The organism is Micromonospora sp. NPDC048170 (genome assembly GCF_040652795.1).
In the GTDB taxonomy this organism is placed as follows: Bacteria; Actinomycetota; Actinomycetes; order Mycobacteriales; family Micromonosporaceae; genus Micromonospora.
Window position 1 is genome coordinate 58161 of record NZ_JBEZMR010000029.1, and the last position, 24530, is coordinate 82690.

General features: G+C 72.4%; 28 protein-coding genes. 26 read left to right on the forward strand and 2 right to left on the reverse strand.

Annotated elements, in window-relative coordinates; genetic code table 11:
- Positions 1 to 10: 10 nt before the first annotated feature.
- Together AB0D32_RS26930 and AB0D32_RS26935 are read left to right on the forward strand one after the other, a co-directional pair.
- Positions 11 to 847 (forward strand): hypothetical protein, encoded by an 837-nt coding sequence (locus AB0D32_RS26930; protein ID WP_357095942.1) that lies wholly within the window; start codon positions 11 to 13, stop codon positions 845 to 847.
- Positions 848 to 922: 75 nt separating this feature from the next.
- Positions 923 to 1420: a hypothetical protein gene (locus AB0D32_RS26935; protein ID WP_357095945.1), complete on the forward strand. Its 498-nt coding sequence runs from the start codon at positions 923 to 925 to the stop codon at positions 1418 to 1420.
- A 95-nt stretch (positions 1421 to 1515) separates the two neighbouring features.
- On the opposite strand, the gene AB0D32_RS26940 is transcribed toward AB0D32_RS26935, so the two are convergent.
- On the reverse strand, positions 1516 to 2070 hold the full coding sequence (locus AB0D32_RS26940) for a GNAT family N-acetyltransferase (protein ID WP_350823617.1): 555 nt from the start codon (positions 2068 to 2070) through the stop codon (positions 1516 to 1518).
- On the reverse strand, positions 2045 to 2848 hold the full coding sequence (locus AB0D32_RS26945; protein WP_350823615.1) for a GntR family transcriptional regulator: 804 nt from the start codon (positions 2846 to 2848) through the stop codon (positions 2045 to 2047). The genes AB0D32_RS26940 and AB0D32_RS26945 overlap by 26 nt, the downstream gene beginning before the upstream one ends.
- A gap of 287 nt (positions 2849 to 3135) precedes the next feature.
- On the opposite strand from AB0D32_RS26945, the gene AB0D32_RS26950 reads away from it, so the two are divergent.
- The 24 genes from AB0D32_RS26950 to AB0D32_RS27065 all read left to right on the forward strand — a co-directional run bounded on the left by AB0D32_RS26950 (position 3136) and on the right by AB0D32_RS27065 (position 24315).
- On the forward strand, positions 3136 to 3675 hold the full coding sequence (locus AB0D32_RS26950; RefSeq protein WP_350823613.1) for a sigma-70 family RNA polymerase sigma factor: 540 nt from the start codon (positions 3136 to 3138) through the stop codon (positions 3673 to 3675).
- Entirely contained in the window at positions 3672 to 4157 is a 486-nt protein-coding gene (locus tag AB0D32_RS26955) for a histone-like nucleoid-structuring protein Lsr2 (RefSeq protein WP_357095950.1), read from the forward strand. The genes AB0D32_RS26950 and AB0D32_RS26955 overlap by 4 nt, the downstream gene beginning before the upstream one ends.
- Positions 4154 to 4834, forward strand: a complete 681-nt coding sequence (locus tag AB0D32_RS26960; RefSeq protein WP_357095952.1) for a GGDEF domain-containing protein — start codon at positions 4154 to 4156, stop codon at positions 4832 to 4834. The genes AB0D32_RS26955 and AB0D32_RS26960 overlap by 4 nt, the downstream gene beginning before the upstream one ends.
- On the forward strand, positions 4831 to 5322 hold the full coding sequence (locus AB0D32_RS26965) for a hypothetical protein (RefSeq protein ID WP_357095954.1): 492 nt from the start codon (positions 4831 to 4833) through the stop codon (positions 5320 to 5322). The genes AB0D32_RS26960 and AB0D32_RS26965 overlap by 4 nt, the downstream gene beginning before the upstream one ends.
- On the forward strand, positions 5322 to 5810 hold the full coding sequence (locus AB0D32_RS26970) for a hypothetical protein (RefSeq protein WP_350823606.1): 489 nt from the start codon (positions 5322 to 5324) through the stop codon (positions 5808 to 5810). Before AB0D32_RS26965 ends, AB0D32_RS26970 begins: the two co-directional genes overlap by 1 nt.
- The gene (locus tag AB0D32_RS26975; protein WP_350823604.1) at positions 5807 to 6184 is read left to right on the forward strand and encodes an RRQRL motif-containing zinc-binding protein; all 378 of its coding nucleotides are present in this window, start codon (positions 5807 to 5809) and stop codon (positions 6182 to 6184) included. The genes AB0D32_RS26970 and AB0D32_RS26975 overlap by 4 nt, the downstream gene beginning before the upstream one ends.
- On the forward strand, positions 6181 to 7536 hold the full coding sequence (locus AB0D32_RS26980; protein ID WP_357095959.1) for a hypothetical protein: 1356 nt from the start codon (positions 6181 to 6183) through the stop codon (positions 7534 to 7536). The genes AB0D32_RS26975 and AB0D32_RS26980 overlap by 4 nt, the downstream gene beginning before the upstream one ends.
- 106 nt (positions 7537 to 7642) lie before the next feature.
- Entirely contained in the window at positions 7643 to 9256 is a 1614-nt protein-coding gene (locus tag AB0D32_RS26985; RefSeq protein WP_357095962.1) for a hypothetical protein, read from the forward strand.
- Between the two features lie 99 nt (positions 9257 to 9355).
- Positions 9356 to 11575, forward strand: a complete 2220-nt coding sequence (locus tag AB0D32_RS26990) for a hypothetical protein (RefSeq protein WP_357095965.1) — start codon at positions 9356 to 9358, stop codon at positions 11573 to 11575.
- Positions 11576 to 11695: 120 nt separating this feature from the next.
- Positions 11696 to 12346 carry a hypothetical protein gene (locus tag AB0D32_RS26995; RefSeq protein ID WP_350823597.1) on the forward strand — a complete coding sequence of 217 codons (651 nt, stop codon included), beginning with the start codon at positions 11696 to 11698 and terminating at the stop codon, positions 12344 to 12346.
- Positions 12346 to 12684 carry a hypothetical protein gene (locus AB0D32_RS27000; protein ID WP_357095969.1) on the forward strand — a complete coding sequence of 113 codons (339 nt, stop codon included), beginning with the start codon at positions 12346 to 12348 and terminating at the stop codon, positions 12682 to 12684. Before AB0D32_RS26995 ends, AB0D32_RS27000 begins: the two co-directional genes overlap by 1 nt.
- 39 nt (positions 12685 to 12723) lie before the next feature.
- On the forward strand, positions 12724 to 13386 hold the full coding sequence (locus AB0D32_RS27005; RefSeq protein ID WP_350823593.1) for a hypothetical protein: 663 nt from the start codon (positions 12724 to 12726) through the stop codon (positions 13384 to 13386).
- Positions 13387 to 13433: 47 nt separating this feature from the next.
- Complete coding sequence (locus tag AB0D32_RS27010; RefSeq protein WP_357095972.1) at positions 13434 to 13871, forward strand: hypothetical protein; 438 nt, start codon at positions 13434 to 13436, stop codon at positions 13869 to 13871.
- A gap of 89 nt (positions 13872 to 13960) precedes the next feature.
- Positions 13961 to 14692, forward strand: a complete 732-nt coding sequence (locus AB0D32_RS27015) for a Pycsar system effector family protein (protein WP_357095974.1) — start codon at positions 13961 to 13963, stop codon at positions 14690 to 14692.
- Positions 14693 to 14697: 5 nt separating this feature from the next.
- Complete coding sequence (locus tag AB0D32_RS27020; RefSeq protein WP_357095978.1) at positions 14698 to 15117, forward strand: hypothetical protein; 420 nt, start codon at positions 14698 to 14700, stop codon at positions 15115 to 15117.
- On the forward strand, positions 15114 to 15368 hold the full coding sequence (locus AB0D32_RS27025; RefSeq protein ID WP_357095980.1) for a hypothetical protein: 255 nt from the start codon (positions 15114 to 15116) through the stop codon (positions 15366 to 15368). The genes AB0D32_RS27020 and AB0D32_RS27025 overlap by 4 nt, the downstream gene beginning before the upstream one ends.
- A gap of 505 nt (positions 15369 to 15873) precedes the next feature.
- Positions 15874 to 17904 (forward strand): hypothetical protein, encoded by a 2031-nt coding sequence (locus tag AB0D32_RS27030; protein ID WP_357095983.1) that lies wholly within the window; start codon positions 15874 to 15876, stop codon positions 17902 to 17904.
- Positions 17905 to 18246: 342 nt separating this feature from the next.
- Positions 18247 to 19335, forward strand: a complete 1089-nt coding sequence (locus AB0D32_RS27035) for a hypothetical protein (protein WP_357095986.1) — start codon at positions 18247 to 18249, stop codon at positions 19333 to 19335.
- A gap of 122 nt (positions 19336 to 19457) precedes the next feature.
- Positions 19458 to 20195: an ATP-binding protein gene (locus AB0D32_RS27040; RefSeq protein ID WP_357095989.1), complete on the forward strand. Its 738-nt coding sequence runs from the start codon at positions 19458 to 19460 to the stop codon at positions 20193 to 20195.
- Positions 20196 to 20341: 146 nt separating this feature from the next.
- Positions 20342 to 21328 carry an NUDIX domain-containing protein gene (locus tag AB0D32_RS27045; RefSeq protein ID WP_357095992.1) on the forward strand — a complete coding sequence of 329 codons (987 nt, stop codon included), beginning with the start codon at positions 20342 to 20344 and terminating at the stop codon, positions 21326 to 21328.
- Positions 21325 to 21699, forward strand: coding sequence for a hypothetical protein (locus tag AB0D32_RS27050; protein WP_357095994.1), 375 nt, complete (start codon positions 21325 to 21327; stop codon positions 21697 to 21699). The genes AB0D32_RS27045 and AB0D32_RS27050 overlap by 4 nt, the downstream gene beginning before the upstream one ends.
- Before the next feature lie 8 nt (positions 21700 to 21707).
- Complete coding sequence (locus AB0D32_RS27055) at positions 21708 to 23231, forward strand: hypothetical protein (RefSeq protein WP_357095997.1); 1524 nt, start codon at positions 21708 to 21710, stop codon at positions 23229 to 23231.
- 65 nt (positions 23232 to 23296) lie between these two features.
- Complete coding sequence (locus tag AB0D32_RS27060) at positions 23297 to 23905, forward strand: type II toxin-antitoxin system Phd/YefM family antitoxin (protein WP_357096000.1); 609 nt, start codon at positions 23297 to 23299, stop codon at positions 23903 to 23905.
- A 146-nt stretch (positions 23906 to 24051) separates the two neighbouring features.
- Positions 24052 to 24315, forward strand: coding sequence for a hypothetical protein (locus tag AB0D32_RS27065; RefSeq protein ID WP_357096004.1), 264 nt, complete (start codon positions 24052 to 24054; stop codon positions 24313 to 24315).
- Positions 24316 to 24530 lie beyond the last annotated feature (215 nt).

Genomic DNA, 24530 nt, shown 5'->3' on the forward strand with positions numbered 1-24530 from the left:
GATCGAGACCATGACCAGCACCCACACCCGGCCCGCCCAGCTCGCACCGGTCCGCATCGGCCGAGGCCGCGTCGTCCACCTCGGCAACCTGAGCAGCATCACGGGCCCGGCCGGCGAGCCCCGCTACGTCGCCGGCTCGTGCGGGGCCAGCACCCGAGGCGACACCGTCACGGTCGGTGCCGCCGTCACCGCGCCAATCGACTGCCGCACCTGCACGCGCTCCAACCCGGTCCGCGTGGCCTGGATCAACGCCACGGTGATCGCGGCGACCAGCGAGCCGGTGACCCTGCCGCACACCGGACTGACCGTGCCGCACACCCAGCTCCGCGTCGACGGCCCCACCCAGCCCGGCCCCGGCCATGCGGAGCAGCACCGGCTGTACCTCGGTGCCCGCTTCGTCGGCTGGATCACCACCCACCCGCGCCACCCGCACCGCAGCGCCACCTACCAGACGAACTCCCTCGGAGGCAGGGAACTCGACGAGTACGCCCAGCAGTGCCGGCTGTTCACCGGCGAGCCCGCCACCGTCGCCGACGTGCTGGCCGAGCTGGTCCGCGAGCACATCACCGCGGCAGCCGTCGCCGAGCGGCTAGCCGCCACCCGCACCCCGATCCGACTCATGCAGCACATCCGCGACGGCGACGGCCAGCCCACCGGGGCTCCGTACCCGACCACCTACGCCAGCGCCAACGCACCGCTGACCACCGACCCCACCTGGCACCGCGCGGTAGCCCGCGCCCTGCACCGCGACTCCCCCGCCGGCCCCGGCCAGCACTGGCAGATCTGGACCCCCACCGGCTGGACCCGCCTGCCCGACGTCGTCGACGTCGACCAGGACCTCGGCTGACCGTCCCCCGTGCCCGGGCCGCCACCGGCCCGGGCACGGGGACGCCAACCGACCAGCAACGACGGGGAGACCACCATGACCAACAGTCACCGGACCGACGCCCGCACCATCCTCGCCACCGCCACCCCGACCACCCGCCGCCCACTGCTGGCCTGGGCCGTCGGAGCCATCGCCCGCAGTCACGCCATCCACCCGCTGACCTACTGGCGCACCCGAGACGCCCGACGACTCGCCCCGGAGTACGAGGGGCAGACACTGCCCGCCGGCCGGATGCTCCGGCTCGACCGGACACGCATCGAGATCAGCGACGGCAACCTCCACCAGCCACTGCGACTGACCTGGACCGACCTCGGCAACGTGCTCGACAGCGGCCGAGTCACCGATGACCTAATCCGCCGCTGCCAGCAGGCCGTCATCGCCTGGCGCGACCACCCGGGCGGATTCCGGGGAATCGGCTGGAACGACGCCGTCGACGCCTGCGGTCGCGCCGGAGGCGCCGTTTGGGCAGCGTGCCGGCCAGCCGACCCCGGCGAGCAGCTCGACCTGTTCGGTTCCGCCGGCATCGAGAGCTGAGGCCCGCCGTGCCAGAACGGTGAGCACCAACCTGGACGCAGCGATCCCGGGCGCGGACCGACCGGACGAGAGCCGGCCCCGCGCCCGGGCAGCGCTTACCCGTGCCGCGAAGTCGCCGTTCGTAGTTCCATCGGCTGCTGGCGCATTGGGCCCGCTGAGCGCTGAAACAGAGCCCCGGACCGTCGATTCGGGTCAGCGGACGTGCGCAGGTACGTCCATCCGCGCGAGAGGTAGTAGGCGTGTAGGCCCTCGTTGGTTTTCCAGGCGTCCAGCCGGACGTAGCGACAGCCGTGCTGCCATGCGTAGTCGCTGGCCCAGGCCAACAGCAGGGTGCCGAGTTCCTGGCCAGCGCGATCGAGTCGCACTGCCAGCTTCGAGACGTAGACGGCTGGCTCGGCCAGCTCGTCGGGAGTCCAGAAATCCGAGTCGCCGGTCATCTCCACGGTGATCGTGCCGATGGCCTCGTCGCCGTCCCACAAGATCCAGATGTCGCCAGCCGCGAGTGAAGGGCCTAACTTCGTTCGCCACCGTTCCCACGTGACCCACTGGTCTGACCCGCGTTCGCGTAGCCACTGGATTCGCTGCGTGAGCAGCGCCATTGCGATCTCGAACTCGTGATCGTCCTCAGCGGGCCGAATGGTCAGGGTCAAGGTCGCTCCAGGTCCGCTCGAACTTGCGCTCGAACACGATGACATGTTGATCACTCGGCAGCACGTTGACCGTGCACCGTACGGGTGTGCCGTCAGCGATGTAGCCAGTCACGTAGTGGACCGCCACTGGTGTGCCCGGTCCCAAGCCCAAGCGGCGGATCTGCTCAGGGGTAGGCATCCGCGTAAAGATCTCATCGATGGCGCGATCTTGCGGGTAACCCAGGTCGGCAAGGGCCTGGTTGGTGCCCCTGACGACGTCAGCGGGCGACATGATCTCAGAGTCTTGCACCAGGTGGATCGGGAAGTGTGAGTCGTTGATGTTGACCGGCTCGCCGTTGATGTAGCGCACTCGCCGGCGAGCCACCACTACCGTGCCCGGGTCGACCTGTAGGCGCTGAGCGATGTCCGGCGGCGCCTGGATGAGGGACACGTCGATCGTCTGACTCGGCTTCCGCCCCTCTTCGGTGATCTGTTGGCAGAAGCGGTCCATCTCCGGGCTTGCCGGCTGGTCTCGTGACTCGCTCTGAGGTCGGTACAGCATGGTCTCGCGCTGACGGACGAAGTGCCCGAGCGGGCGCCTTGCCACCACGAGCCCTTCCGAGACCAGGACGGCGATCCCGTTGCGGACGGTCTGCCGAGCTACGCCCCACTCCTCGGTCAGCTCTTGCTCCGTCGGGAGCCGCTCGCCTCCAGCGAGCTCTCCCGACGTGATCCTGTCGCGGAGCGCCGCAGCGATCCGCTGGTAGGCCGGCAATGGGGTGGCCCTGAAGTTGTCCACGTTCCGAGTCTCGCTCATGCAACCGAACAATGTCTAGTCAATGTTGCCGTTACCCCTTGACGTCCTTTGGTGCCGAGTAGCACCATCAACACCACGCGCATTGTCTGGTCAATGACGATGGTCTAGACCTTGGAATGCGCCTGCATAGAACAAGAGGGCTCGGCGGGATTGCCCTCCCACCGAGCCCGGATGGCACCCACCCCTAGGAGGACGAGATGCCAGCTATGAGGGTACGTGCTGCCCGGATACGTCCGGTACAGCCTCGCCCCGAATCGATGTCCAGCGAGGTGTCTGCGCTGGTAGCACGGGCTCAGGCCGGTGACGCGGAGGCGTTCGGTCTGATCTACGACCGGCACGTCGACCAGGTGTTCCGGTTCGTGTCGGGCCAGGTGCGTGACCGCCAGGCGGCCGAGGACCTGACCTCGGAGACGTTCGTGCGGGCGCTGCGCAACATCGGCGCGCTCCGTCCGGACGGCGACATCACCGCCTGGCTCACGACGATCGCTCGACGCCTGACGGGCGAGTCGCCCTGGCAGAGCGCCGAGGTGCCGGTGGCGGAGATCCGCGACCGGGCCGAGGGCAGCCCGATGGCCGATCCGGCGAAGACGGCGGTGGACCGGCTGGTCAACGCCGAGCTGATCGCGGGCGTCAACAAGCTCAGCGCGCCGCAGCGGCAGTACATCGTGCTGCGCTACCTGCGGGAGCTGTCGATCGACGAGATCGCCGTGGTGATGGGCAAGACCCCCGAGGCGCTCAAGGGCATCCAGTACAAGGCGCTGCGGGCGCTGCGTGGCCTGCTCTCGGTCGGGGTGGTGATGCCGGCATGAGCGCCCCGACGATCGCGCCGACCAACGGCACGCCGACCTTCCCGACTCAGCAGATGCCGATGGGCATCAGGGTCATCACCGGCCCCGGCGCCGCCCCGATCGCGGCCGAGCAGACGCCGGCCCGCCGACCAGAGCGAACGATGGAGCAGTTGCTGACCTTGGCTCAGCGCAGCGACACCGCGCGGACCCGCCAGCTCGCCGAGAAGATCAGCGGCCTGATGGAGGAGCTGACCGGGCGGCTGGAGGCCGAGCGCGAGGCCGAGACCCGGACCCGCGAGCTGGCGGAGAAGGAAGCCGCGCTGACCGCCGAGCTGGCCAAGGTGCGGCAGAAGTTGGGCACCGGCGCGGAGGCCGCCATGCACCGCGCGGCGATTCGCCAGTGGGCGAAGACCAACGGCTACACCGTGCGTGAGCGCGGCCGGATTCCTCGGAATGTCGTGCAGGCGTGGGCGACCGCGACCGGCTCGGAGGTGGCCCGGTGAAGGCGCGAACGATGTTGCTCCCGGCTGCTGCGGTGCTGTCGGTGGCGGGGCACGTGTGGGCGGTGCGGACGGTGCGGGCGGACCGGTCCCGGCTGGCTGAGGCCCGCCGGATGGCGTTCACTGACCCGCTGACGGGGCTGGCGAACCGTGCCGGGCTGGCGACGGCGATGGCCGATCTGGCCAGGGAGCCCTACGACGTGGCGATCGTGGACCTGGACGGGTTCAAGCAGGTCAACGACACGTTCGGACACGACGCGGGTGACGCGGTGCTGGTCGAGGTCGCGGCCCGGCTGTCGGCCACGATCGACGAGGTCGACGGTGCGGTGGTCGCGCGGCTCGGTGGTGACGAGATCGTGTTGGTCAGCCCGTCGCCGGTGCCGATCGCGGGGATGCTCGGCGGCGAGGTGGTCCGGGCCCTGGCCGCGCCGGTGGTGCTGCCGGGCGGGCGGGAGCTGGTCGTGCGGGCCAGTGTCGGCGCGGTGTCGGCGATGGTCGGTGACGAGCCGTCGCGGGTGCTGCGTGCGGCTGACCTGGCGCTGTACGAGGCCAAGGCCAACGGTGGCGACCAAGTCGCCGAGTACGGCCGGGTGCTGGACCTGCCGGTGGTGGAGACGCGGCCGGGGGTGCGGCTGCGGGAGATGACCGAGACCGCCCGCGTGCTGGGGGGTGTGGCATGACAGCCCCGACCAAGGCTCTGGACCTGGCCACCGCGCTGGCCAGCTACCGGACCAGCCTGCGTAAGGCGTCGGATGCCGAGCTGGAGCACCGGGCGGCGTCGGTCGCGGCCCTGCCGGGCTGGTTCGCCGGCGAGCTGCGCCAGGCGATCAACGACGAGCGTGAGTCCCGCCGGCTCGCGGACCGGCCGAAGCCGTCGCGGACGCTGACGGCCGCTGCCGGTGCGGCGGTCGCGGGAGTCCCGCTGGCGGTGCTCGCGGGCCGGCTGCTGGCCGAGCACGCCGAGCAGGTGCCGCAGGTCCTGCTCTACTCCCCGGCGGTCGCGGTCGGCCTGGTCGGCGCGGTGGTGGGTGGCGGCCGGCTGGGGCGGTGGCTCGACGAGCGCCGTCACGGCCTGGCCGTGGACGTCGACGAGGCCGACCTCAACCCCCTGGGCAAGGAGCTGCTCGCGCAGGTCCGGGCCCGCCGCGCGGTCGGCGGTGAGAGCTGATGCCGACCCTTCGGATTCCGACGCTGGCGGGTGTCAGCATCCGCGCGACCGGCCGGTCGAGCGTCAGCAGTGACCGGCGCGGCACGGTGGTGTCGTACACCGGCCGCCTGATCCTCAACGGTCGTGAGGTGCTCTCGCCGGAGCAGGTGCGCGCCGATTGGGCCGCGCGGGGCGAGACGGCCCTGCGGGAGGCGGACCGCACCGAGCACAGCGACCCGTCCGGGCACGCCTGGGCCAAGGGCGTGTGCGCGGCCTACGCGACGGCGGTGCAGATTCTCGACGCCTGGTTCGGCAAGTTCGCGGCGGAAGGGCTGCCGCTGACCGACATCGTCGCGGGCATCAAGGTGGCCCGGTCGGCGATGTTCGAGCAGGCGGGCGACGTCGACGACCTGGGGCGGCTGACCATCTCGGCGGCCACGTCGACGCTGCTCATGCTGGCCGGGGGCTTGGCCGTGACGGCTTCCTACGAGTGGGAGGTGTCGCGGTGAGCCGGATCCGTGCCGCGTTCTACGACCCGGAGGGCACCCGGTACGGCATCCCCACCTACTGGTGGCGGGGTGCGCCGGCCGGCTACGCCACGGCGCGCCAGTTGCGGGCGCAGGGTCTGCGTCCGGGCGGCCAGCCGGTCGCGGCGCAGGTGATGTGGCGCGGCGTGGGCGGCGAGCGCGTGGCCTACCTCTACAAGGTCGACCAGGCGGCGGCGAAGCGCACGGCCACGACGGCGCAGCTCGCCGCGATCGGCAAGGCGCTGGCCGCCCGCCGTACCTGCCCGACCTGCCTGGTCGTGCGGCCTTACTACATCCCGCGCTCTCGGGGCGAGTGCCTGGAGTGCGCCGAGCCGGCGATGGGGGCAGCTCGATGAGAGAGAAGCTGCGCGACGCGTCGACGGTGGGGCCGTGGATCGCCATGGCCGCCGCGGTGATTCTCACGGCCAAGGGTGAGTTCGACCTGGCGGTGCTGGCTCACTTCTCGAAGTGGATCGCCTGGATGTTCCCGGTGATGCTCGACGTGTACGTCATCACCGCGTTCCACCGTCGCCGGTGGAAGGACATGGTCGTCGGCATGCTGCTGATGATCTTCTGCCAGATCGCAGTGCACCTCCTGCCGGTCTTCATCACCGAGGGCGAAGAGACACCGTGGGGTCTGGTGGTGGCGGTCGCGTGCATCGCGCCGATCGTGGTCGTCCGCGTGAAGATCCTCACCGGGCGTACCGGAAAGGAAATCGCGGCGGCGGAAGAGGCGGCGCGACGGGCGGAAGAGCTTCGGACCGCGCAGGCGGAAACGGCTGCCGCGCGCCGGGCGCAGGCGGAAGCCGAGGCGAAGGCGCGGGCGGAAACGGCGCGGGCCGAGGCGGAAACCGCCGCTCGTGCCGAGGCGGAAACCCGGGCGGCCGATGCGGAAACGCGGGCGCGCTCGGAGGCGGAAACGCGGGCGGAAATGCAGGCCGCCTCGGAGGCGGAAATCGCCGAGCACGAGCGGGCCGCCGCTGAGGCTCGTGAGGCCGTGCGGGTGGCCGAGCAGCGGGCCGCCGCCGCGATCGAGGCCGCGCGGGTGGCTGAGGGCCGGCTGGCCGAGGCCCGCGACACCGCAGACCGCGCCGCGACCGCTCGGGCCCTGACCGAGCAGGCCACCACCGAGCAGGTGCGGGTGCTCACCGAGGCCGCTGAGCAGGCCGAACGCGACTTCCAGCAGGCCCTGGCGGAGGCCCGCTACACCAGCCAAGCCGCCCAGGACCGAGCCGCCGAGCTGGACGAGACGGTGCGGGCGCTGCGGGCGCAGCTCGACCAGGCGCACCGCTTCGCGGAGAGTCAGGCGGTCGCGCGGGCTCGCGCCGAGCAGGAGAGCCAGGCGATCACCGAGGCCCGCGAGGGGCTCGTCAACGAGCTGGAGCGCACCCGCCGGGCCCTCGCCAGGGCACAGGAGAAGGCGGAAACGGGCTCGGCTCGGCAGCCGGAAATCGGGCGGTCGGTGTCCCGGAAAACTCTCGCGTCGGTTCCGGCTCAGTTGCCGGCCAACCTGCCCGAGGTGGACAAGGTCCGACCGGAAACGGTGGCGCTCATCCTGGCCGCCCGGGCGGAAAACCGGAACGCCACCCAGACCGCGCTGAAGGAAATCACCGGCATCTCCGAGCGCACGATCAGCCGGGTCCTCAACGCCGTACCGGCGGAAATCGTCGACCAGGTTCTCGAACTCACCAGCGGTCGCGTCGCGTGACCGGGGGCCGACCCGGTCTTCGGGTCGGGTCGGCCCGTGCAGCGCCTCATAACAGCTCATAACCGTGGGGCGTGAGCAGCCAAAACGCTTGATGGGAGGTAACGCGATGCAGACGGAGACGATGGCCGTGGCCCCGACGATCGAGGGTGAGGCGACCGAGACGGCGATGCCGGCTCCGGACCTGTCGGTGCTGACCGAGCAGCAGCAGCTGGTGGAGCAGGGCAAAGACGACAAGGTCAAGCCGCAGGAGCTGACGGAGACATCGCCGGCGTCGGTGGGCCTGGTGGTGGCGCTGGTGGTGGTGTCGATCGTCGCCGCCGTGGTGGTGGCGATGTGGATGGTGTCGCCGCTGATGGCGCTGCTGCTGGGTGCCGGGCTGATCGTGGTCGCGGTACTGGCCGGCGCCGGCTGGCTGGCCTGGCGCAAGTACACCCGCCGGAGCAAGACCGGCAAGGACCGCTCGGGCAGGGACGGTGCCGGAGGACGGGGCGACCGGCCCGGCAAGTCGCCCAACGGCCGGGGCAAGGGAGACGGCTGGTGGCCGTTTGGCCGCAGCAAGACCCCGGCTGGGGGCGGCAAAACCCCTGGTGGGAAGACCCCCAAGGGAGGCGGGACGACTCCCGGCGGCGGTGGGAAGCCGACCGGCGCCAAGTCCGGGAGCTGGTGGCCGTTCGGCCGTGACAAGACCCCGGGCGGAGGCGGCAAGACCCCTGGTGCCGGGAAGACCCCGAAGGCCCCCAAGGGCGGGACGACCCCCGGCGGCGGTGGGAAGCCGACCGGCGACGGCGGGAAGAAGCCCGGCGACAAGACGGGACGGTGGCCGTTCGGCCGCAGCAAGACCCCGGGCGGCAGCAAGACCCCTGGTGGGGGCAGCAAGGCCCCGGGCGGTGGCGGCAAGCCTCCGGCCAGCGCAAAGACCCCGGGCGGCGGTGCGAAGCCGGCCAGCGACGACGGCGGGAAGAAGTCCAGCGACGTGGGACGTAAGGCCGCCAAGGCGGCGGGCGGGGCGGCGCTGCTGGGCCTGCTCGGGCTGGCCCGGCCCAAGACCAAGAACAAGGACGACAAGGCCCCGGAGACCGGTGAGCAGAAGCCGGGCAAGGACGACCCGGCGAAGACGGCCCAGGCGCGGCCGGCGCCGGGTGGGCACCGGCCGGAGACGGTGATCGACGTCGACCTGGACGACATCACCGTGCCGGGTGGCCGGTCGGGCAGCTCGTCGAGCGGCCCGTCGGCATCAGCTCGCCGCTCGACGCCGCGTACCGCTCCGCCGCCCTTTGACCCCGGTCCTCCCGCTGGCAGCGAGTGGGTGGACCGGCCTGCACCGATGCCGCTGCACAGCACCCCGCACCACCAGCACCAAACCCCTGTTTCCAACCACCTTGGAGGACCAGAGATGAGCACCACGACTGTCGACCAGGACGCGATGCGGGTCGCGAACCGCTACGCCGAGATGGTCGAGAAGGCGCAGACGCTGCAGGCGCGGGCGCGGGCCTGCCGCGACGCCGCTGACCAGTACCGGCGTGACGCCCGCGCCAACCAGGAGTCGGCGGAGAACCACAAGCAGGCGGCTCGCACGATCCGTGACGTCAACGTGGCCCACGAGCACGCCGTGTCGGCGCGTGAGGCGGAGGCGGAGGCGGCGCGGGAGATCCTCGCGGCCCGCTACTACGAGCAGCAGGCCGAGGAGTACGAGGCGCAGGCCCGCTCCATCGGTCACTGACCGCACACCCGCGCGGGGGGCCGCGCCGCACCTGGTGCGGCCCCCACCCCTTCCGGAACCCGCAGGACCAGGCAAGACAGCAAGCGAAGGAGCAGCGTCGTGACGAAGCGGCGAGCAGCGGTAGGCATCGAGTGGAAGACGTTCTGGGCCGTGGTCGCGCCGTTCTTGTCGGCGGTGTGGGTGGTGGTGTGGCTGGTCACAGGCTCGCCGGTGTGGATCGCGGGGCTGGCCACGGCGCTGCTGGCGGCGGCAGCCGCGTTCGGCGCTCGCCTGCTGGTGCGGATCTCCCCGATGTTCGCCCGCCTCGGTGAGCCGGCGAAGGCCCGGGTGGTGGGGTGGCTGGTGGCGGCGGTGACCGTCTACGCCGCCTGGTCGACCCTGGCGGTGTCGGTGCCGGAGATGTGGCCGGTGTGGGCGCTGGTCCTGCCGGCGTTGGGCGGCATCACGTGGGTGATGGCGCGGGCGCACGAGTACCTGCTGCGGTACGCGCCGCCGCCGGCCGCCCCGACGCAGGCGGCGTTGACCGCGACCGCGCAGGCCCACCTCGCGGTGACCGCCGAGGACCTGTCGGGCCCCCGCGAGGGTGAGCCGCACCTGGCGTGGCTGCTGCGCCTGGCGGTGCGCCGCGCCGGGCTGGAGTGGCTGCGCGTGTCGAACCCGCAGATGGTCGGCCCGGCCGATGCGCCGTTCGGCGCGAAGCTCGAAGCGTGGGCGCCCATCGAGCTGCGCCGCGTGGTCAACGGCAAGGTGCGCATCGAGCAGGCCCCGCGCCTGGACGACCACGACGCCCGCCGCATCGCCCTGGCCCTGCGTGACATCACCCGCCGCGACATCGCCCCTGACTGGGTGTCCATCAGCGAGGACAGCAACCGGGTTGGCGTGTACACGATCCAGGCCAACACCGAGGACGTCATGAAGCGGATCCGCCCCTACACCGAGCGCGTCGACGAGCTGGTCGACGCCGCCGGTCGGCCGATCTGGCGGCGGCTCGCGGAGCCCTCGTACGCGCTGTGGGGCATGGACGGCATGCCGATCGGCGTCGACGTCGCCCGGCACGCCTGGATCCTCGGCGCGTCGACCGGCGGCAAGAGCGCCTTCATCCACCGGGAGTGGGCCGACGTGACCCGCTGCGAGGACGCCCTGATCTGGGTGGCCGGCACTCGCAAGCTCTACGACCTGGTCGGACAGTGGCTGGAGCCCTACCTCGGCACCGATGTGCGCCCGCCGCTGGACTGGGTCCGCGCCGACGCCGAGGGCGTGCTGCAGATGCTCATCGCCGTGATGGAGATCGCCCGCTGGCGCCAGGACCAGCCCTTCTCCGCCCGCCACAACTTCAAGAAGATCATCGTCTACATCGACGAGGGTAGCTTCGCGCTGAACACCAAGAACAAGGTGCGCTACGACGGGGCGGACGTTACCGCCGGCGACATGTACGCCGAGTGCACCAAGGCGGTTGCCTCTGCCGGGATTTACCTGGTCGTGGCCACGCAGCGCGGGGTGCACCACGCGTTCGGCGACAACGGTGGCGACGCCAGCGCGAACATCGGCCGCGAGATCGTCCTCATGTCCGGCGATGAGCAGGAAGCGGGCCGCGTCACCGGAAATTACAAGTTGCCCCCGCTGCGCCACCGCGGCGAGTGCTACGCCCGCCTCGGCGACGGCGACCCGGTCCGCGCGAAGATCGAGTACGTCCAGACCTGCGACCCCAGCAAGCCGGTCCTGCACGACGGCCCGAAGGTCGACGAGATTTCGTGGAATCGCCGCTTCCACCAGCGGGAGCTGGACGCCGGGTCGGCGCAGGCCGCCGGCCCGATCTACGCCGGCCGCCACCAGCTCGTCACCGACGACTACCTGGCCGACCTGCGCAGCGCCCGCGCCCGCAGCAAGAAGCCGCAGGCCAGCGAGCCGGAGCGCGACGGCGAGCAGGCGATGGCCTCCGCCGTTTCCAGCATCTTCAGCAAGCTCGGCGGCCGACCCCTCGCGCCGGCCGCGCCCGCGCCGGCCACCAGCGAGGCCCCCGCTGAGCCGGTGGAGCCGACGCCCCTCGCGGGCTACCGGACCCGCGCCGACCGGGTCGAGGCGGCGGTGCGCCTGATCTGGCGCACCAAGAGCCAGCCGGCCACTCGGGAGGACATCCTCGCCGCCCTGGCGGAAGCCGGCGACGACAGCGCTACCCCGCAGTTGGTGTCCAACGCGCTGACGCAGCTGGGCCAGCAGGGGCGCCTGGTGCGGCCGACGAACCCGGACGGGCGGGTCGTGACGGGGCAGTACCTGCCGCCCGAGGCCGCCACCACCACCGTCACGGCCAGTAACGCATAACTCCTCATAACCGTGGGGCCCCTCCCCCCGGTGAGGGGCCCCTATGCAGGGGCCGACCCCCCTCCCCCACGCCTGTTATGTGCCCGCCTGTTAAGTCACCGTCCGTATAGGAGACAGCTCATGTCCCGGGTCGCTGAGATCGAGTCCGAGATCCGCCGCCTGACGCGCCAACGCGACGTCCAGCCGGCCGACACCCTCTACGCGCTGACCCACCAGCAGCGCATCGACGCGCTGTCGGTCGAGCTGATGGCGTGGCAGCTCGACGGCGTGCGGATGCGCGCCGCCGAGGACGCCATCCACGCCGCCGGCCGCCGCCGCCACCGCGCGCACACCGGCCGCCGCCGCTGGCCGGCCGTCGCCGGCGCGAGCGGTCTGTTCGGTGGCGTGGCCACCGCCGGGCACCTCGCCGCCGATGCCGGCGGCCCGCCGGTGATCGGCGGGGTGCTGCTCACCGCGGCGGCAGCCGCGCTGGCCCTGACCGCCGCCGAACGCATCCGCGACGCCCGCGAGGTCGCCGCCGCCGAGGCCGACATGCACACCGCCCTCGACCAGTACACCGCCGTCGTGGCCAGCCACGCCCGCGCGATCACCCCCGTCCGCCCCCTCGCCATCCACCAGCAGCAGGAGACGTCATGCGCCAGCAGCCCGCAGCTCCCGGCAACCAGCCCGTCCGCCATCAGCACGACCCCGGCGTCCGCTGCTGCGATCGCTGGCCACCCGCCAACCGCGTCACGACCGTCGGGACCGTCCTGGCCGACCGCCGTCGCCTGATGCACGCCGCCACCTACACCGCCTGGCTGCTGCTGGCCCTGGCCGCCGTCGTCGCCGTGCACGCGCTGCTGTTGCCGGCCACCACCGCCTGGGCCAGCACCCACGGCATCTGGGGCTGGGCGCTGTGGGCGGGCTGGGCCGCCACCTCGCTGGCCGCCGTGCACCAGGGCGTGCTCACCCGCCGCCGCTCCCACACCGCCATCTACGTGCTGCACGCCGCCGCCGTGGCCGCCGTGCTGATCGGCATCGCCGCCCCCGGCGGATGGGCCCAGGCGCTCACCGTGACCGCCGGCACCGCCAGCGCGTGGCTGGTCGCCATGCTTGCCGCCCGCCGCTGACCCACCCCACCAACCGACCCAGCGACGAAGGAGAACTACGTGCACACCCCCGACACCGACCCGCAGCACCTGCCCTCGCTCGACGACACCACCCCCGTCCCCGCCCGTCAGCGGTTGGCGGCCTGGTGGCGCATCGCCCGCACCTCTCGCGCCGTGCGGGCCGTGCGGGAGTGGTGGCTGATCGTCGTGGCCGCACTGATCGCCCTGACCGTGGCAGGCGGACTGCTATGGCTGCTGTGGATCGTCATCGCCGGGCTGCTCACCGCGCTCGGCGCAGCCGTCACCGCGACCGCCGAGGCCATCCCCACCCTCGGATCGTGGATCACCGACGGGCCGATCACCCGCTCGATCTCCGACCCGGTACGCGCCTTCCTCGACACGCACACCACCGGCCTGCCCGCCACCGGCCGCGACGCCTGGACCGCCTGGCTCGTCGCCGTCTGCGCCCTCTACACCGCCGCCGTCACCGGCTCCACCTACGGCCGCATCGGCTGGGCCGCGATCGGCGCCCTGACCGGCGTGGCCGTCTACGCCGGTGCCCCGGCCGGCACCGGCCCGGCCGCCGCCGGCCTGACCGCCGTGGTGTGGCTGACCCTGTCCCTGCTCGCCTACGCCGGCCCCATCGCCGGCAGCGCCGTCGCCGCGATGGTCGACGACCTCACCGAGGCACGCCGAACGCCCCGCACCAGCGACGCGTCCTGACCACGCACCCAATTCCGCCCGTCGATAGCACCCGCTGAGGAGGAACCATGACCACCACGACCACCCCCGCCGCCGCGCCGACCACCACCGCGGTGCGGCTGTACCTGAGCGACAACGACCCCGAGACCCCCCGCATCGTCGAGCGGGTCGTGACCGGCTGGCCCGTCGCGCCCGGCCTGGCCGTCAACGTCACCATCGACGACGGCGGGCAGCGCCTCGACGGCCGCTACAGCCTCACCCACCTGCCCAGCGGCCGAGGCATCGCCCAGCGGCTGTGCGCCCGCCACGTCGACCAGGCCGCCGTCGCCGCGATCGCCACCGGCATCGACTGGACCGAGCCCGCCGAGCAGATCCTCGCCGACGAGCGCACCACCCCGCTGCGCCCCGGCCTCGCCGTCTGGGACTGGTGCGGCTACGACATCGCCTGCCGGCCCGAGGTGTACCCGCGCCCCGACTCCCCCACCTACAACCCGACCAGCCGATAACGCCGCGCGGGCGGCCCCCCTGCCTTCCAAAGCTCGGGGCCGCCCGCCACCCCACCCAGCCCGCATCGAGCCAGAGGAGCACCCTCATCGTGCCTGATCTCGGAGAGCCGACCTACCTCGGCGTCGACTACGCCAGCACCTACGACCCGCACGCCGCGCGCCGCCACTTTCAGATCCCGACCGCCGGTGCCTTCGCGGTGCTGGTAGAGACCTCCAGCAACCTCACCAACAGCACCTCCCGCTGCACCGGTTGCGGCACCACCGACAGCGACTTCAGCACGCTGGAGATCCTCGCCCGTGCCGGCGCGCATGCCTCCGCCTGCGGCCGAGGCACCGCCACGGCCGCCCTGGACGCCGAGATCGCCGCCGTGCGCGCCGAGATGCTGCGTGTCGACCCCAAGGCCACCGGCTACCTCCATATGGCGGGGGTGCTGCTCGGCGCCGGCCTGGCCGTGCTTGGCGGTGCCGGAGCCGCCGGTCATCTCCCCACCGCCGCCCTCATCGCGGGCACGGGCACCGCCGCCGTGGTGCTGACCGCCGTGGTGCTGCTGCTGACCGCCTCCCGGCCCCGCCTCGGCGGTGACTTCGGGTTTCCGGTCTATGCCGACGCCGACGACGCCCAGGACGTGCTCGCCCGCCTCGTTGCCGGCGACGCCGAGCAGGTCGCGCAGATGACTCCGCTGGCCCGCGCTCGCGAGCTGTGGTGGCGTTCCCGCATTCTCCGCGCCAAGTACCGGGCAATCAGCAGGGCCGTACCGCTGCTGTTGGCCGGGTACGCCGGGGCCGCCGTCACCGCCGCCCTCGCGATCTGGGCCAGGTGAGCGCCATGACCATCACCACCACGATCGTCGTCGGCGATCCGGTCGACGCCTACGAGCTGTTCGCCGCCGCCCGTACCGTGCTCGGTCTGCCCCTGGACGGCCGCTGGCACCTGGTCGACCACGGCCGCGTCCACATGCTGCAAACCCTGCCCGACCAGGGCGCACCCGCCCTCGCCAGCGTCCACTTCCCCGTCGCGGGCGGCCGGCACCCCGGCGAGCCCCACACCGGTACTCCCGGCGGCTACGCCCTGCTCGCCTTCACCAGCGACGGCGGCGATGCCCACCGGACCCGCCGCTGGCACCGCGACCTCACCGGCCGCGCTGGTGCCTGGCTCACCAGCCGACGCCTGACCTGGACCTACTCCTACGACAACGGGCCCTACACCACCGGCCACGCCCCCCACACCCCGGCGGGCGCCCGATGACCCGCCGCCCGTTCGAGCTGCTCGTCGCCGGCACCACCGACGAATTCCGCCTCGACATCGTCACCGACCCCGAGCCTGACAACCCAGCAGCCGTCGTCTACTTCACCGCTCCCGGCGTCGACGCCGCCTGCCGTCAGGCGCAGCGGCTGCTCGGCGCCGTCGAGGGCCCGGCCGACCGCTACGGCGAGCTGTACACCCACGACGGAGACGGCACCGCCGTCTACTGCGACACCATTCACCGGCCCGAGTGACCATTCAAAGCGCGCGAATGGGCGGCCCAATTGACCGGGCCGCCCATTCGGCTGCATGTATTCAAATTTTCTTGGTCACAAATGCCGCCCGGCTCCTGACGGTATGTCCTGATTTTCCCGAGGGATCTACACAGGATCCACGGGGATCCCTGGCGCTGGTGCGTGTTGGGACTTCGTCACGCGCGCAAGTCGCCGTAAGATCCACGGGTTATAACCCCGAACTGATCTTGAGGGAGCGCCCGCGCTCGACCCCTAACTGCAGACAGCAAGAGAGCCCCACACCCTGTATTTGCTTGGCGGCGGAAGCAGGGTCTGAGGCTCCAACAAGCTCGGAGGACACCATAGCACCCACCTCCGGGCTGGGTGCACTGTTGTCTCTCGGCACCTTTTCTGCGTGTCGTGGCGACGCCTGTGCGCGCCCAGTCCCCTCGCATGTTGCTGCCGCCATCGCGGCAGGTCACCTTGGCTCAGGACGCACACCTGATCGGTCTGCGGCGGTGCCGCGATGATCACGGCACCGCACCTGAGCGCGCTGACCGTCGACCAGGTGGTCGCGGCCGGGCACTGCCCGGTCTGCGCCGCTGTCGGCCGGAGGGTGTTGGCTGCTCCAGGTCGCGATCGGTGCACGGTGCATCTGGCCCGGCCCGCTCTGTTGGTGGAGACGGCTCGCGGCGGGCAAGCCCGGCTGGCTGCTCCGGCGGGTGCTCGGGTGCGGGTGGTGCATCCGACGGGTGTGCAGACGCCGTGTGTGCGGTGTGCGGCGGCGGGTGTGGATCGGCAGGGCCTGCCGCGTGACGGTGACGGGTCCGAGGCGCTGTGCATGTCGTGCTGGCGGGGCCGTGACGCGCGGCGCCTGGCGGCGGAGGCCCGCGCCGCCGAGGTTGCCCTCGATGACGACGTCGACGACGTCGACGAGGGTTGTGCGGCGTGCGGCGAGCCGGAGCCGTCGCCGACGTGTTGGCTGTGCGGCTACTCGTGGCTGGCCGCCGCCCGCGAGGCGTTCGAGCGGGACCAGGTCGCCGAGGCCGCCGCCGTCGAGCAGCAGTTCGCGCTGCTCGCCGAGCGCACCGACGCCGAGAGCCGGGTGGCGGAGCTGGCCGCCTGGGTGGAGCGGCTGCGGACCACGGTCGAGTCGTACGCCGCCGGTGGCGGCCGTGGCCGCGCGGTGGAGCTGCTTGCGGATCTGCTCACCCGAGACGCGGCGGCGCGAGTGTCCAGCCGTGGCCGGCCGTCGATGCTGGCCCGGGTCGCCGGCGTCCTGGCCGTCGACGCCGACTACCGCTCCGGCCGCCGCGCACTGCCCGGCCGCGCCCGCTCGGCGGAGCTGGCCGGGTGTACCGAGCGGGCGGTCACCGCGGCGTGGGCCCGCTGTGAGGCCCTGGGGTGGGCCGAGCGCACCCGGCAGGGAGGCAAGCTGAGCCTGGCCGAGCGCACCGAGTTGGGCCGCTACAACGACCGGGCCGAGTTCGACCTCGCACCGGTGCACCGGGGCGAGGCCGCCGTCCGCGCCTCCTACGTGCCCCTGGCCCTGTTGGTGCTCGACGAGCTGATGCAGCACGCCCTGGGCGAGCTGGCCTCCGCGCAGGACGACGTCGACGCACTCGTCGCCCGCACCGCCTCGGTGGTCGACCACGCCGCGCTCGCCCGCCGCGTGCAGCTACGCCTGGCCGCCTCAACCGCCCGCGACACCCTCCTCGCCGACGTCGAGGCCATCGCCACCGCCCAGATCGAGACCGGGAATTCCTTCCCCCCCCGCTTGGCGTCTCAAGGTGAGTACTTAAGTTCCTGCTTGTCTCGGGGTTTTGCTCAGCCTCTCTCGATCGCTCCCGCTGGATCGGTGGAGCCGAGTCGGGGGGAGAAGCGCGCTTCGCGCTCATCATCGACAAGCGAGGGTCGACGCGCCTCACGATCCGTACGGCGTCCTAGGCCGATCGAGAGGGCGTGTGCGCCGTCACGGCGGTCCCGGCCTGCTCCGGAGTGGATCGGATGGGCGTACGACCTGGCACGGGCCGCACAGCGGGCCTTCGAGTGGCTGGAACCGGCGCCCCTGCCCCGGGTGGCGGCGCTGCTCGGGTCGCGGCTGGGCCCACGATGGACGATGCCGGACCTGCTCGACTGGATCCGGCAGTCGCGTGACGGCCGAGAGCTGCTCGACGCGCCGAAACGGCCGCTGGGCTACCTGCGCTCGCTGCTAGACGAGTCGCTGACCGGCAACGTCGAGCCGCCGCACCAAGCCCGCCGCTACGACCAGCACCGCGCCCAGGTCGCCGCCGACCACCGCCGCGAGGTCGCCGAGCAGGCCGCCGTATCGGCCGCCGCGATGGCCACCCACCGCGCCGGCTGGAACGAGCGCGACACCGTCGCCCAGGCCGAGCGCGCCGGGCCCGGCGCCGGCCGCCACGCCGCCATCGCCGTCGCCCGCGCCGCCGCGCGTGGCGACCACGCCGCTGCCCGCGCCATCGCGGCAGCACCCGAGAGCGACTGGCCAGAGACGGCTCAGCCGGGCTGCGGCCTTCCGGTGGGCCGGAACCACTAACCCGAGGCCCTCAACGGCCCCGCCGACACCCCGTCTCGGTTCCAGCTCCAATCTCCCGCCGATCAATGCCGCGCCCTTGCTTCGCCTCTCGGATGTAGATCAAGAGGCGCGTACGGCTCTCTGAGAGAGCTTAAAACGTGCGTTCCGTCAGAGTGCTTCAACTGCAACCTACCAAGGTCAAAAACATTCGACTTACGAAAAGCATCAAAGTCTTTTACTTACGCTAAAGTAATAGTGTATGATGTTGGAATGGATGTTGAGGGGAATGCGGGTGAATCGGCCTCGTCGCGGCCGGGAGGCGGGCCGCGTGAGCGAAGCTGCGGCTACCGCCAGTGCCGCAAGGTGCTGGCCTACAGCGGTTTCGGCCGCCCGAAGGAGTTCTGCCCGCCGGAGGACACCCGGTGGCAGCCGGGCAACCGGACGTGCAAGGAGATGGCCGCGGCGGACCGCGCGGCGGAGCTGGCGACCGGACTCGACGCGCCGTTGTCGGCGTGGCGGGCCACCGTCGCCGAGCTGGTGCCGGCGCTCACCGCGCTGACCGACCGGCTGGAACCGGTGCTGCCGGCCGTGCGGAACGTGGAGACCGGCGCCCTGGCCCGCATCGCGGAGGCCGAGACCGCGATGGCGGCCGCCGTGCAGCGCGCCCAGGACGCCGAGGTCGAGCGGGACCAGGCGCTCAACACCGCCCACACCGCCGAGCGGGACCGCGCCCTGGCCCACACGGAGCGCCACGCCGCTGTCGCCCGAGCCCAGGCCGCTGAGCGTGACGCCGCCGACGCGGTCGCCCGTGCCGCCCGCGACGTCGCCGACGCCCGCCAGGCCCAGGGCCGCGCCGAGGCCGAGGCCGAAGCCCGCGCGGCGACCGCCGCGAAGGAGATCGAGCGTCGCCGCGCCCTGGAGGAACGCCACGAGGAGGCGCGCGTGCAACTGCGTGACGCCCGCGCCGAGATCAAGACCCTCGCCGGCGAGCTGCGCGCCTCGGAGAAGGCCCTGCGGGCCGAGACCACCCGCGCCGAGCGGGCCGAGACCACCGCGGCCACCGTCACCACCGAACGCGACGCCGCCCGCGCCGACGTCGCCCGCCTGACCTCCGAGGTGGACACCGTCCGCGCCGAGCTGGCGGCCGTCACCGCCGAACGCGACGCCGCCCGCACCGAGCGGACCGCCGCCGAAGAGGCCCGCCGTGACCTCGACGCCGAGCTGCGCGCCGAGCGGGCCACCCTCGCCGAGGTCCGCCGCCAGGTCGAACAGCTCCACACCGAGCGCCGCGCCGCCGAGCAGGCCGCCCAGGACGCCCGCGCCGACGCCAGCCGACACGAAGCCACCGCCACGGTCGCCACCGAACGCGCCCAGGTCGCCGAGGCTCGCGCCGAACGGCTCCAAACCCAGCTCGACCAGGCCCGCGCCGACCGGCCGGGCGACAAGCGGTGACCACATAACCAGCACGTGGCGCCCACCAGCGCCTACACCGGTGCCGTCGACGTCGCCGGCACCCTGGCCGACCTCGCCGCCGGCCTCGACTACGCCGCCCGCAAGAACTGAGAGGAACGCTGATGGGACTTCTTGTCGACGACCCGCCGCACCTGGTCGTGCTTATCGGGCCCGCTGGTGCGGGCAAGTCCACGTGGGCCGCCGCCCACTACCGGCCGCACCAGGTCTACAGCCTCGACTGGCTGCGCGCCGTCGCCGCCGACGACGAGTGTGACCAGGACGCGACCGCCGACGCGCTTACCCTGCTCACCGCGATCCTGCACACCCGACTGGCCCGACGGCTGACCACCGTCGTCGACGCCACCAGCACCAGCGTTGCCGACCGGGCATGGCTGCTCGCCATCGCCGCCGAGCACCAGGTGCCCGCCGTTGCCGTCGTCGTCACCGCCGACCTGCGGGTGTGTCTGGCCCGGCAAGCCGCCCGACCCGGACCCACCCCGGGCCGCCGGTGGGGACGCGCCGTGCCGGCCGCCGTCGTCACCAGGCAGCACGCCGACACCCACGCCGCCCTGGCCACCCTGCACACCGAGGGCTTCACCCACATCACCGAGATCGGCTCACCACTGCCGGGATCGAGCGTGGGCACCGAGATCCACTACCAGACGTACGCCGCCGCCACCGACACCGCCGGCACCGCAACGCTCACCGTCGCGCACACCGTGGACAGCCTCGGCGAGGCCGACCGCCTGGCCGCCAACCACGCCCGCGCCGACGTCGACGTCCACGTCACCGCCGTCATACGCCCGGACGGCCGCGACCTGGTCCAGGAATGGGAGCACACCCACGCCGACGTGCTGTGACAGGCCCCGCCGGCCCGGGCGTGGCACTGCCACCGCCCGAACACCACCGATCGCGGTCGGGGTCGTGCTGGAACACGACCCCGACCACTACCTCCAGCCCCGAAACCGCCTCAGCAGCAACCCGAGACAAGGACGGCAGCATCATCATGACCACTGACACCGCCCGCATCTACACCCACCCCGACGTGTACCTGCGTGGCGTCGCCGAGGGCTGGGCCGAGGCCCAGACCGACCCGACCCGCATCGACTGGCCCACCCGCCAGGCCGCCGCCGCGATTCCGTTCGAGGTCGTCGACGGCGGGCCGGTCAACCCGTGCGAGACCACCGGCATCCGCTACGGCCGCAACCGGCTCGGGCACTGGGGCGAGACGCGCTGCGCCGACGCCGCGGTGACCGTCACCGACACCACCGGCGCCCGCTGGATCGTCATGATCGAGCGCCGCGACAGGTACGGCTGGGCGCTGCCCGGCGGGCACATCGAGGCGGGCGAGACCCCGGCGCAGGCGGCGGCGCGGGAGCTGAGGGAGGAGACCGACCTGATCGTCACGCTCACCGACCCGTGGGTGCGGACGCTGCCGGCCCGCTACGTGCCGGACCCCCGCTGCTCCGACGAGGCGTGGATGGTCACCAACCTCACCACGATCGACCTCGGCGTCTACGAGCCGGACCACCTGCCGGTCCTCATCCCCGGCGACGACGCCGCCCGCGCCCGGTGGATCCGCGCCGACAGCTACACCGGCCTGGCCCAGCACCTGGCCACCACCACCGGTGGCATCGTGTTCCCGGCCCACCAGCAGATGCTCGCCGAGCTGCTCGGCGGCCCGACGTGGCCGACGCTGACGATGGTGACCGAGATCGACGGCATCGCCATGGGAGACATCGGCGAGGACGGCGACATCATCGCCCTGGGCCACCACGACCCGGCCCGGCTGCTCACCACGCTGCGCCGCTACGCCCGCCAGGTGTGGGGCGAGGTCCTGGAGCCGGCGGACCCGACCGACCCGACCGCGCAAATCCGGCACCAGTGGGTCGTCAACACCGGCGACGGCGCGGGCCCGGAGCAGTGGTGCCTGGAGCCGGCCGTGCCGAGCGCCGCAGGCGCCGTCCCGGTGACCCGCTGGTTCCAGCAGTGAGCACCACCGCTGGACTGCTCGACGGCTGGGACGTCTGCTCCGTCACCGGATGCCCCCTCGGCGATCCGGACGCCGCCGAGCCCGACAGCATCGACGAGATCGAAGAGACTGGCATCGCCCACGGCGTGCGGCACGTCAACATCTCCGACCACTGGTGGGTCGACACCCGACCCCAGAACCCGCAGGGGCTCGCCGGCAACAACACGCTCGTCCTCGCTGCCGCCGCATGGTTGGCCCACCACGAAGGGGCCGACTACTGCATCCGCAGCACCTCGTACGCCGGAGAGTGGAACGGCTACCAACTGCTCGCCAGCGACCTGCTGCGTGCCCTCGACGGAGCCGCCGAACCCACCACGCCAGGCGGGAGGTGAGCGCCACCGTGGATACCCAGGACGCGATGCGGGTGGCGAACCGCTACGCCGGGCAGGTCGCCAAGGCCGAGACGCTGCAGGGCCGGGCGCGCGCCTGTCGCGACGCCGCTGACCGGTACCGCAGTGACGCCCGGGTCAACCAGGAGTCGACCGCGAACCACCTGACGGCCGCACGCACGATCCGCGACGCCAGCGTCGCCGCCGAGCACACGCGGGCGGCACGGGAGGCCGAGGCGGAAGCGGCGCGGGAGATCCTCGCGGCCCGCTACTACGAGGTGCAGGCCGAGGAGTACGAGGCCCAAGCCCTCGGCACCGGAACCACCCTCACGAGAAAGGAGCCTTCGATGGGCGACGGCGCTATCCCGACCACGGCCGCGTCGGCGAGCCTCGCCGGGCCCGACAGCCCGACCACGAGCGGGGTGGGTGACGTGCTCGGCTACGCCGACGGCGAGACCTGCCACGGCACCGACCAGGTCGCCGCCGCCGCCGGCCCGGCCAGCGTCCTGGCGTTGATGGACTACGGCGACGGCAACAACCGGTGGGACGGCGGCCAGTACATCGCGGTCGCTACCTCCCCGGGCCGGTGGGACCCGGTCACCAGCAACGAGCACGTCGCCAGCGACGGGTACGCCGCGCCGAGCATCTACCAGCCGCCGCACCTGAGCGCGGCCGAGGCCGAGACCGCCGCGCGGCACCTCGACGAACTGGCCGAGCGCGCCGAGGCCGGCTACCAGCCGCCGAAGCCCACCAAGTGGAGCCGGGCGGCGCAGCGCCTGGAGCACCTCCTCGCCGGTGACGCCGACCTCGCGACCGAGAAGGTGCGGATCGTCGACGACGAACTCCCGGTGACCGTGAAAGACCTCCTCGCGTTGCTGCGCGACAAGCAGCCCACCACCGCGGAGGCGACCCGCCGCCACGTCGCGGCCACGGCCATCGACCAAGCCGGCGGAGACACCGGCGCGCTGTGGATGGACCTGGTCGACCACGACGGCACCACCCGGGTAGTGGTCACCGGCGTGGAGGGCACCGAGGACCCCGACGACGACTACTGGCAGCCCTACACCGCCCAGCACACCCCGGCGCAGGCCCGGGAACTGGCGGCCAAACTGCGAACCTTCGCCACCGGCGCCCGGCAGACCGCCCGCAGCGCCATCTACCTGGGCGACGGCGCCGACGTGGCCCACCTGGACTGGTCGACGCCCACCTTCGACGGCGGGCGCACCCTGAAGCTCAGCGACGGCCAGGACGCGGTGCACCTCGACCTCTCCCCCACCCAACTACGCGAACTGTGCGAGGCGCTGACCGCCACCATCACCACCGACGACTTCGCCGACACGCCCAACGCCTACTGGCCGTGGGAGAACGACCACCGCTACATCGACTGGTCCGACTTCGAGTACGAGCGCGGCTTCCACCTGGAAATCGGTGACGGCACCACCACGGCGGCCGTCACCCTCACCACCACGCAACTGCGCGCCTGGCGGGACCGGCTCGCCGCCGACACCGACCCGGGCGTGAGGCACGAGAGCTGACCCACCGCGCAACAGCAACGTAAGGCACCTTGCAGAAATTCTGCAAGGTGCCTTACGCTTTGAGGATGGACAACACCGTTCCCATCGGGTTGCGACCGCTCGTCGAGCGTTACGGCGAGCCGGTCGACGTCGAGGACGCACGGGCCCGCTGGTCCGCACTCGTCACCGCGGCCGAGGCCGGCGCCATCACCCTCATCACCCGCGACCGGTACCAGTGGGCCGCCCTCGTGCCGATAAACGAGGTCGCCGAGATCTCCCCCGACCTGCCGACCTGGCCGGTGTCCGACGCCCGGGCCAAGCTCGGCCACCTGGTCGGCAAGGTGCACAACCTCGACACCCGCGTGCAGGTACTCACCCGCCACCGCCGGCCGGTCGCCGCGCTGATCGACCCTGGCGCCCTGGTCGACCGGCCCGAGCCCGCCGACCGGTTGCCCGCCGAAACGCTGCTGCGCGACGGCTACCGCATCGAGCTCGTCTTCGAGCCCGGTCAGCCCGGCCGCCTGGACCCCGACGGCGCCGTCCTGGACGAGCCGGAGGACTGGTTCTACGCCGCCAACGCCTACGACAACCGCGACAACGTCATCGCGGTCGGTGTCGGCGACACCCTCGGCGAGGCCCTGCTGCGGCTGGCCGCGCCGCCGCCCGTGGAGCCCGCCGACAACCCGCCGTTCTGATCGACGCATTCCGCAGAATCACCCCCCGGACCCGTGGCCACCTGTCGATGCCGCCAGAGCTGTCTTATCCAGGCACGACGTCGGACCCGGACCGTAGCGTCACCCGGGTTGACCACCGTCAACAACCACGCACAAGGAGAAGATCCATGGCCAACGAAGCCGACGCCAACCCCTTCGATGTCGGCCGGGCCGCCAGCCGCGAGGAACGCATCGCCGACCTGGAGGAGAAGTTCCACCAGCACCACACCGACGACGGCGTGCCGGTGCTCAGCGAGGCCGAGCTGCTCGTCGTCGCCGAACTGCTCGACGAGCTGAACACGATCACCAACCCCGGCGAGTTCACCAGCGACCCGTGGGGCCGACTCGCCCGGCTCATGGCGGTGCGCATCTACGACCGCCTCGGCATCTGAGCGGAGGACCCGATGACCACGACAATCGGCGAGCGCGTCGACCAGGCCGCCGCCGGCGAGGCGACGCCGTGACGTCCGCCCGCCCCCACCTCTCACGAAGGAGCACCATGGCCAACGTCAAGACCATGCCCGCCGCCGACCTCATCGCGCACCTGCACCCGCACGACCAGCCCAGCCGGGAGCACACCCTGGCCGCCGTGGCCCAGATCCGCGAG

What these genes read in the sequence shown, in the direction of transcription:
- AB0D32_RS26935 (WP_357095945.1), top strand. Translation starts at nt 923, where the DNA reads ATGACCAACAGTCACCGGACCGACGCCCGCACCATCCTCGCCACCGCC.
- AB0D32_RS26955 (WP_357095950.1), top strand. Translation starts at nt 3,672, where the DNA reads ATGAGCGCCCCGACGATCGCGCCGACCAACGGCACGCCGACCTTCCCG.
- AB0D32_RS27030 (WP_357095983.1), top strand. Translation starts at nt 15,874, where the DNA reads ATGATCACGGCACCGCACCTGAGCGCGCTGACCGTCGACCAGGTGGTC.
- AB0D32_RS27060 (WP_357096000.1), top strand. Translation starts at nt 23,297, where the DNA reads ATGGACAACACCGTTCCCATCGGGTTGCGACCGCTCGTCGAGCGTTAC.
- AB0D32_RS27025 (WP_357095980.1), top strand. Translation starts at nt 15,114, where the DNA reads ATGACCCGCCGCCCGTTCGAGCTGCTCGTCGCCGGCACCACCGACGAA.
- AB0D32_RS27000 (WP_357095969.1), top strand. Translation starts at nt 12,346, where the DNA reads ATGCACGCCGCCACCTACACCGCCTGGCTGCTGCTGGCCCTGGCCGCC.
- AB0D32_RS27010 (WP_357095972.1), top strand. Translation starts at nt 13,434, where the DNA reads ATGACCACCACGACCACCCCCGCCGCCGCGCCGACCACCACCGCGGTG.
- AB0D32_RS26985 (WP_357095962.1), top strand. Translation starts at nt 7,643, where the DNA reads ATGCAGACGGAGACGATGGCCGTGGCCCCGACGATCGAGGGTGAGGCG.
- AB0D32_RS27045 (WP_357095992.1), top strand. Translation starts at nt 20,342, where the DNA reads ATGACCACTGACACCGCCCGCATCTACACCCACCCCGACGTGTACCTG.
- AB0D32_RS26930 (WP_357095942.1), top strand. Translation starts at nt 11, where the DNA reads ATGACCAGCACCCACACCCGGCCCGCCCAGCTCGCACCGGTCCGCATC.
- AB0D32_RS27020 (WP_357095978.1), top strand. Translation starts at nt 14,698, where the DNA reads ATGACCATCACCACCACGATCGTCGTCGGCGATCCGGTCGACGCCTAC.
- AB0D32_RS26970 (WP_350823606.1), top strand. Translation starts at nt 5,322, where the DNA reads ATGCCGACCCTTCGGATTCCGACGCTGGCGGGTGTCAGCATCCGCGCG.
- AB0D32_RS26965 (WP_357095954.1), top strand. Translation starts at nt 4,831, where the DNA reads ATGACAGCCCCGACCAAGGCTCTGGACCTGGCCACCGCGCTGGCCAGC.
- AB0D32_RS27040 (WP_357095989.1), top strand. Translation starts at nt 19,458, where the DNA reads ATGGGACTTCTTGTCGACGACCCGCCGCACCTGGTCGTGCTTATCGGG.
- AB0D32_RS27065 (WP_357096004.1), top strand. Translation starts at nt 24,052, where the DNA reads ATGGCCAACGAAGCCGACGCCAACCCCTTCGATGTCGGCCGGGCCGCC.
- AB0D32_RS26995 (WP_350823597.1), top strand. Translation starts at nt 11,696, where the DNA reads ATGTCCCGGGTCGCTGAGATCGAGTCCGAGATCCGCCGCCTGACGCGC.
- AB0D32_RS26980 (WP_357095959.1), top strand. Translation starts at nt 6,181, where the DNA reads ATGAGAGAGAAGCTGCGCGACGCGTCGACGGTGGGGCCGTGGATCGCC.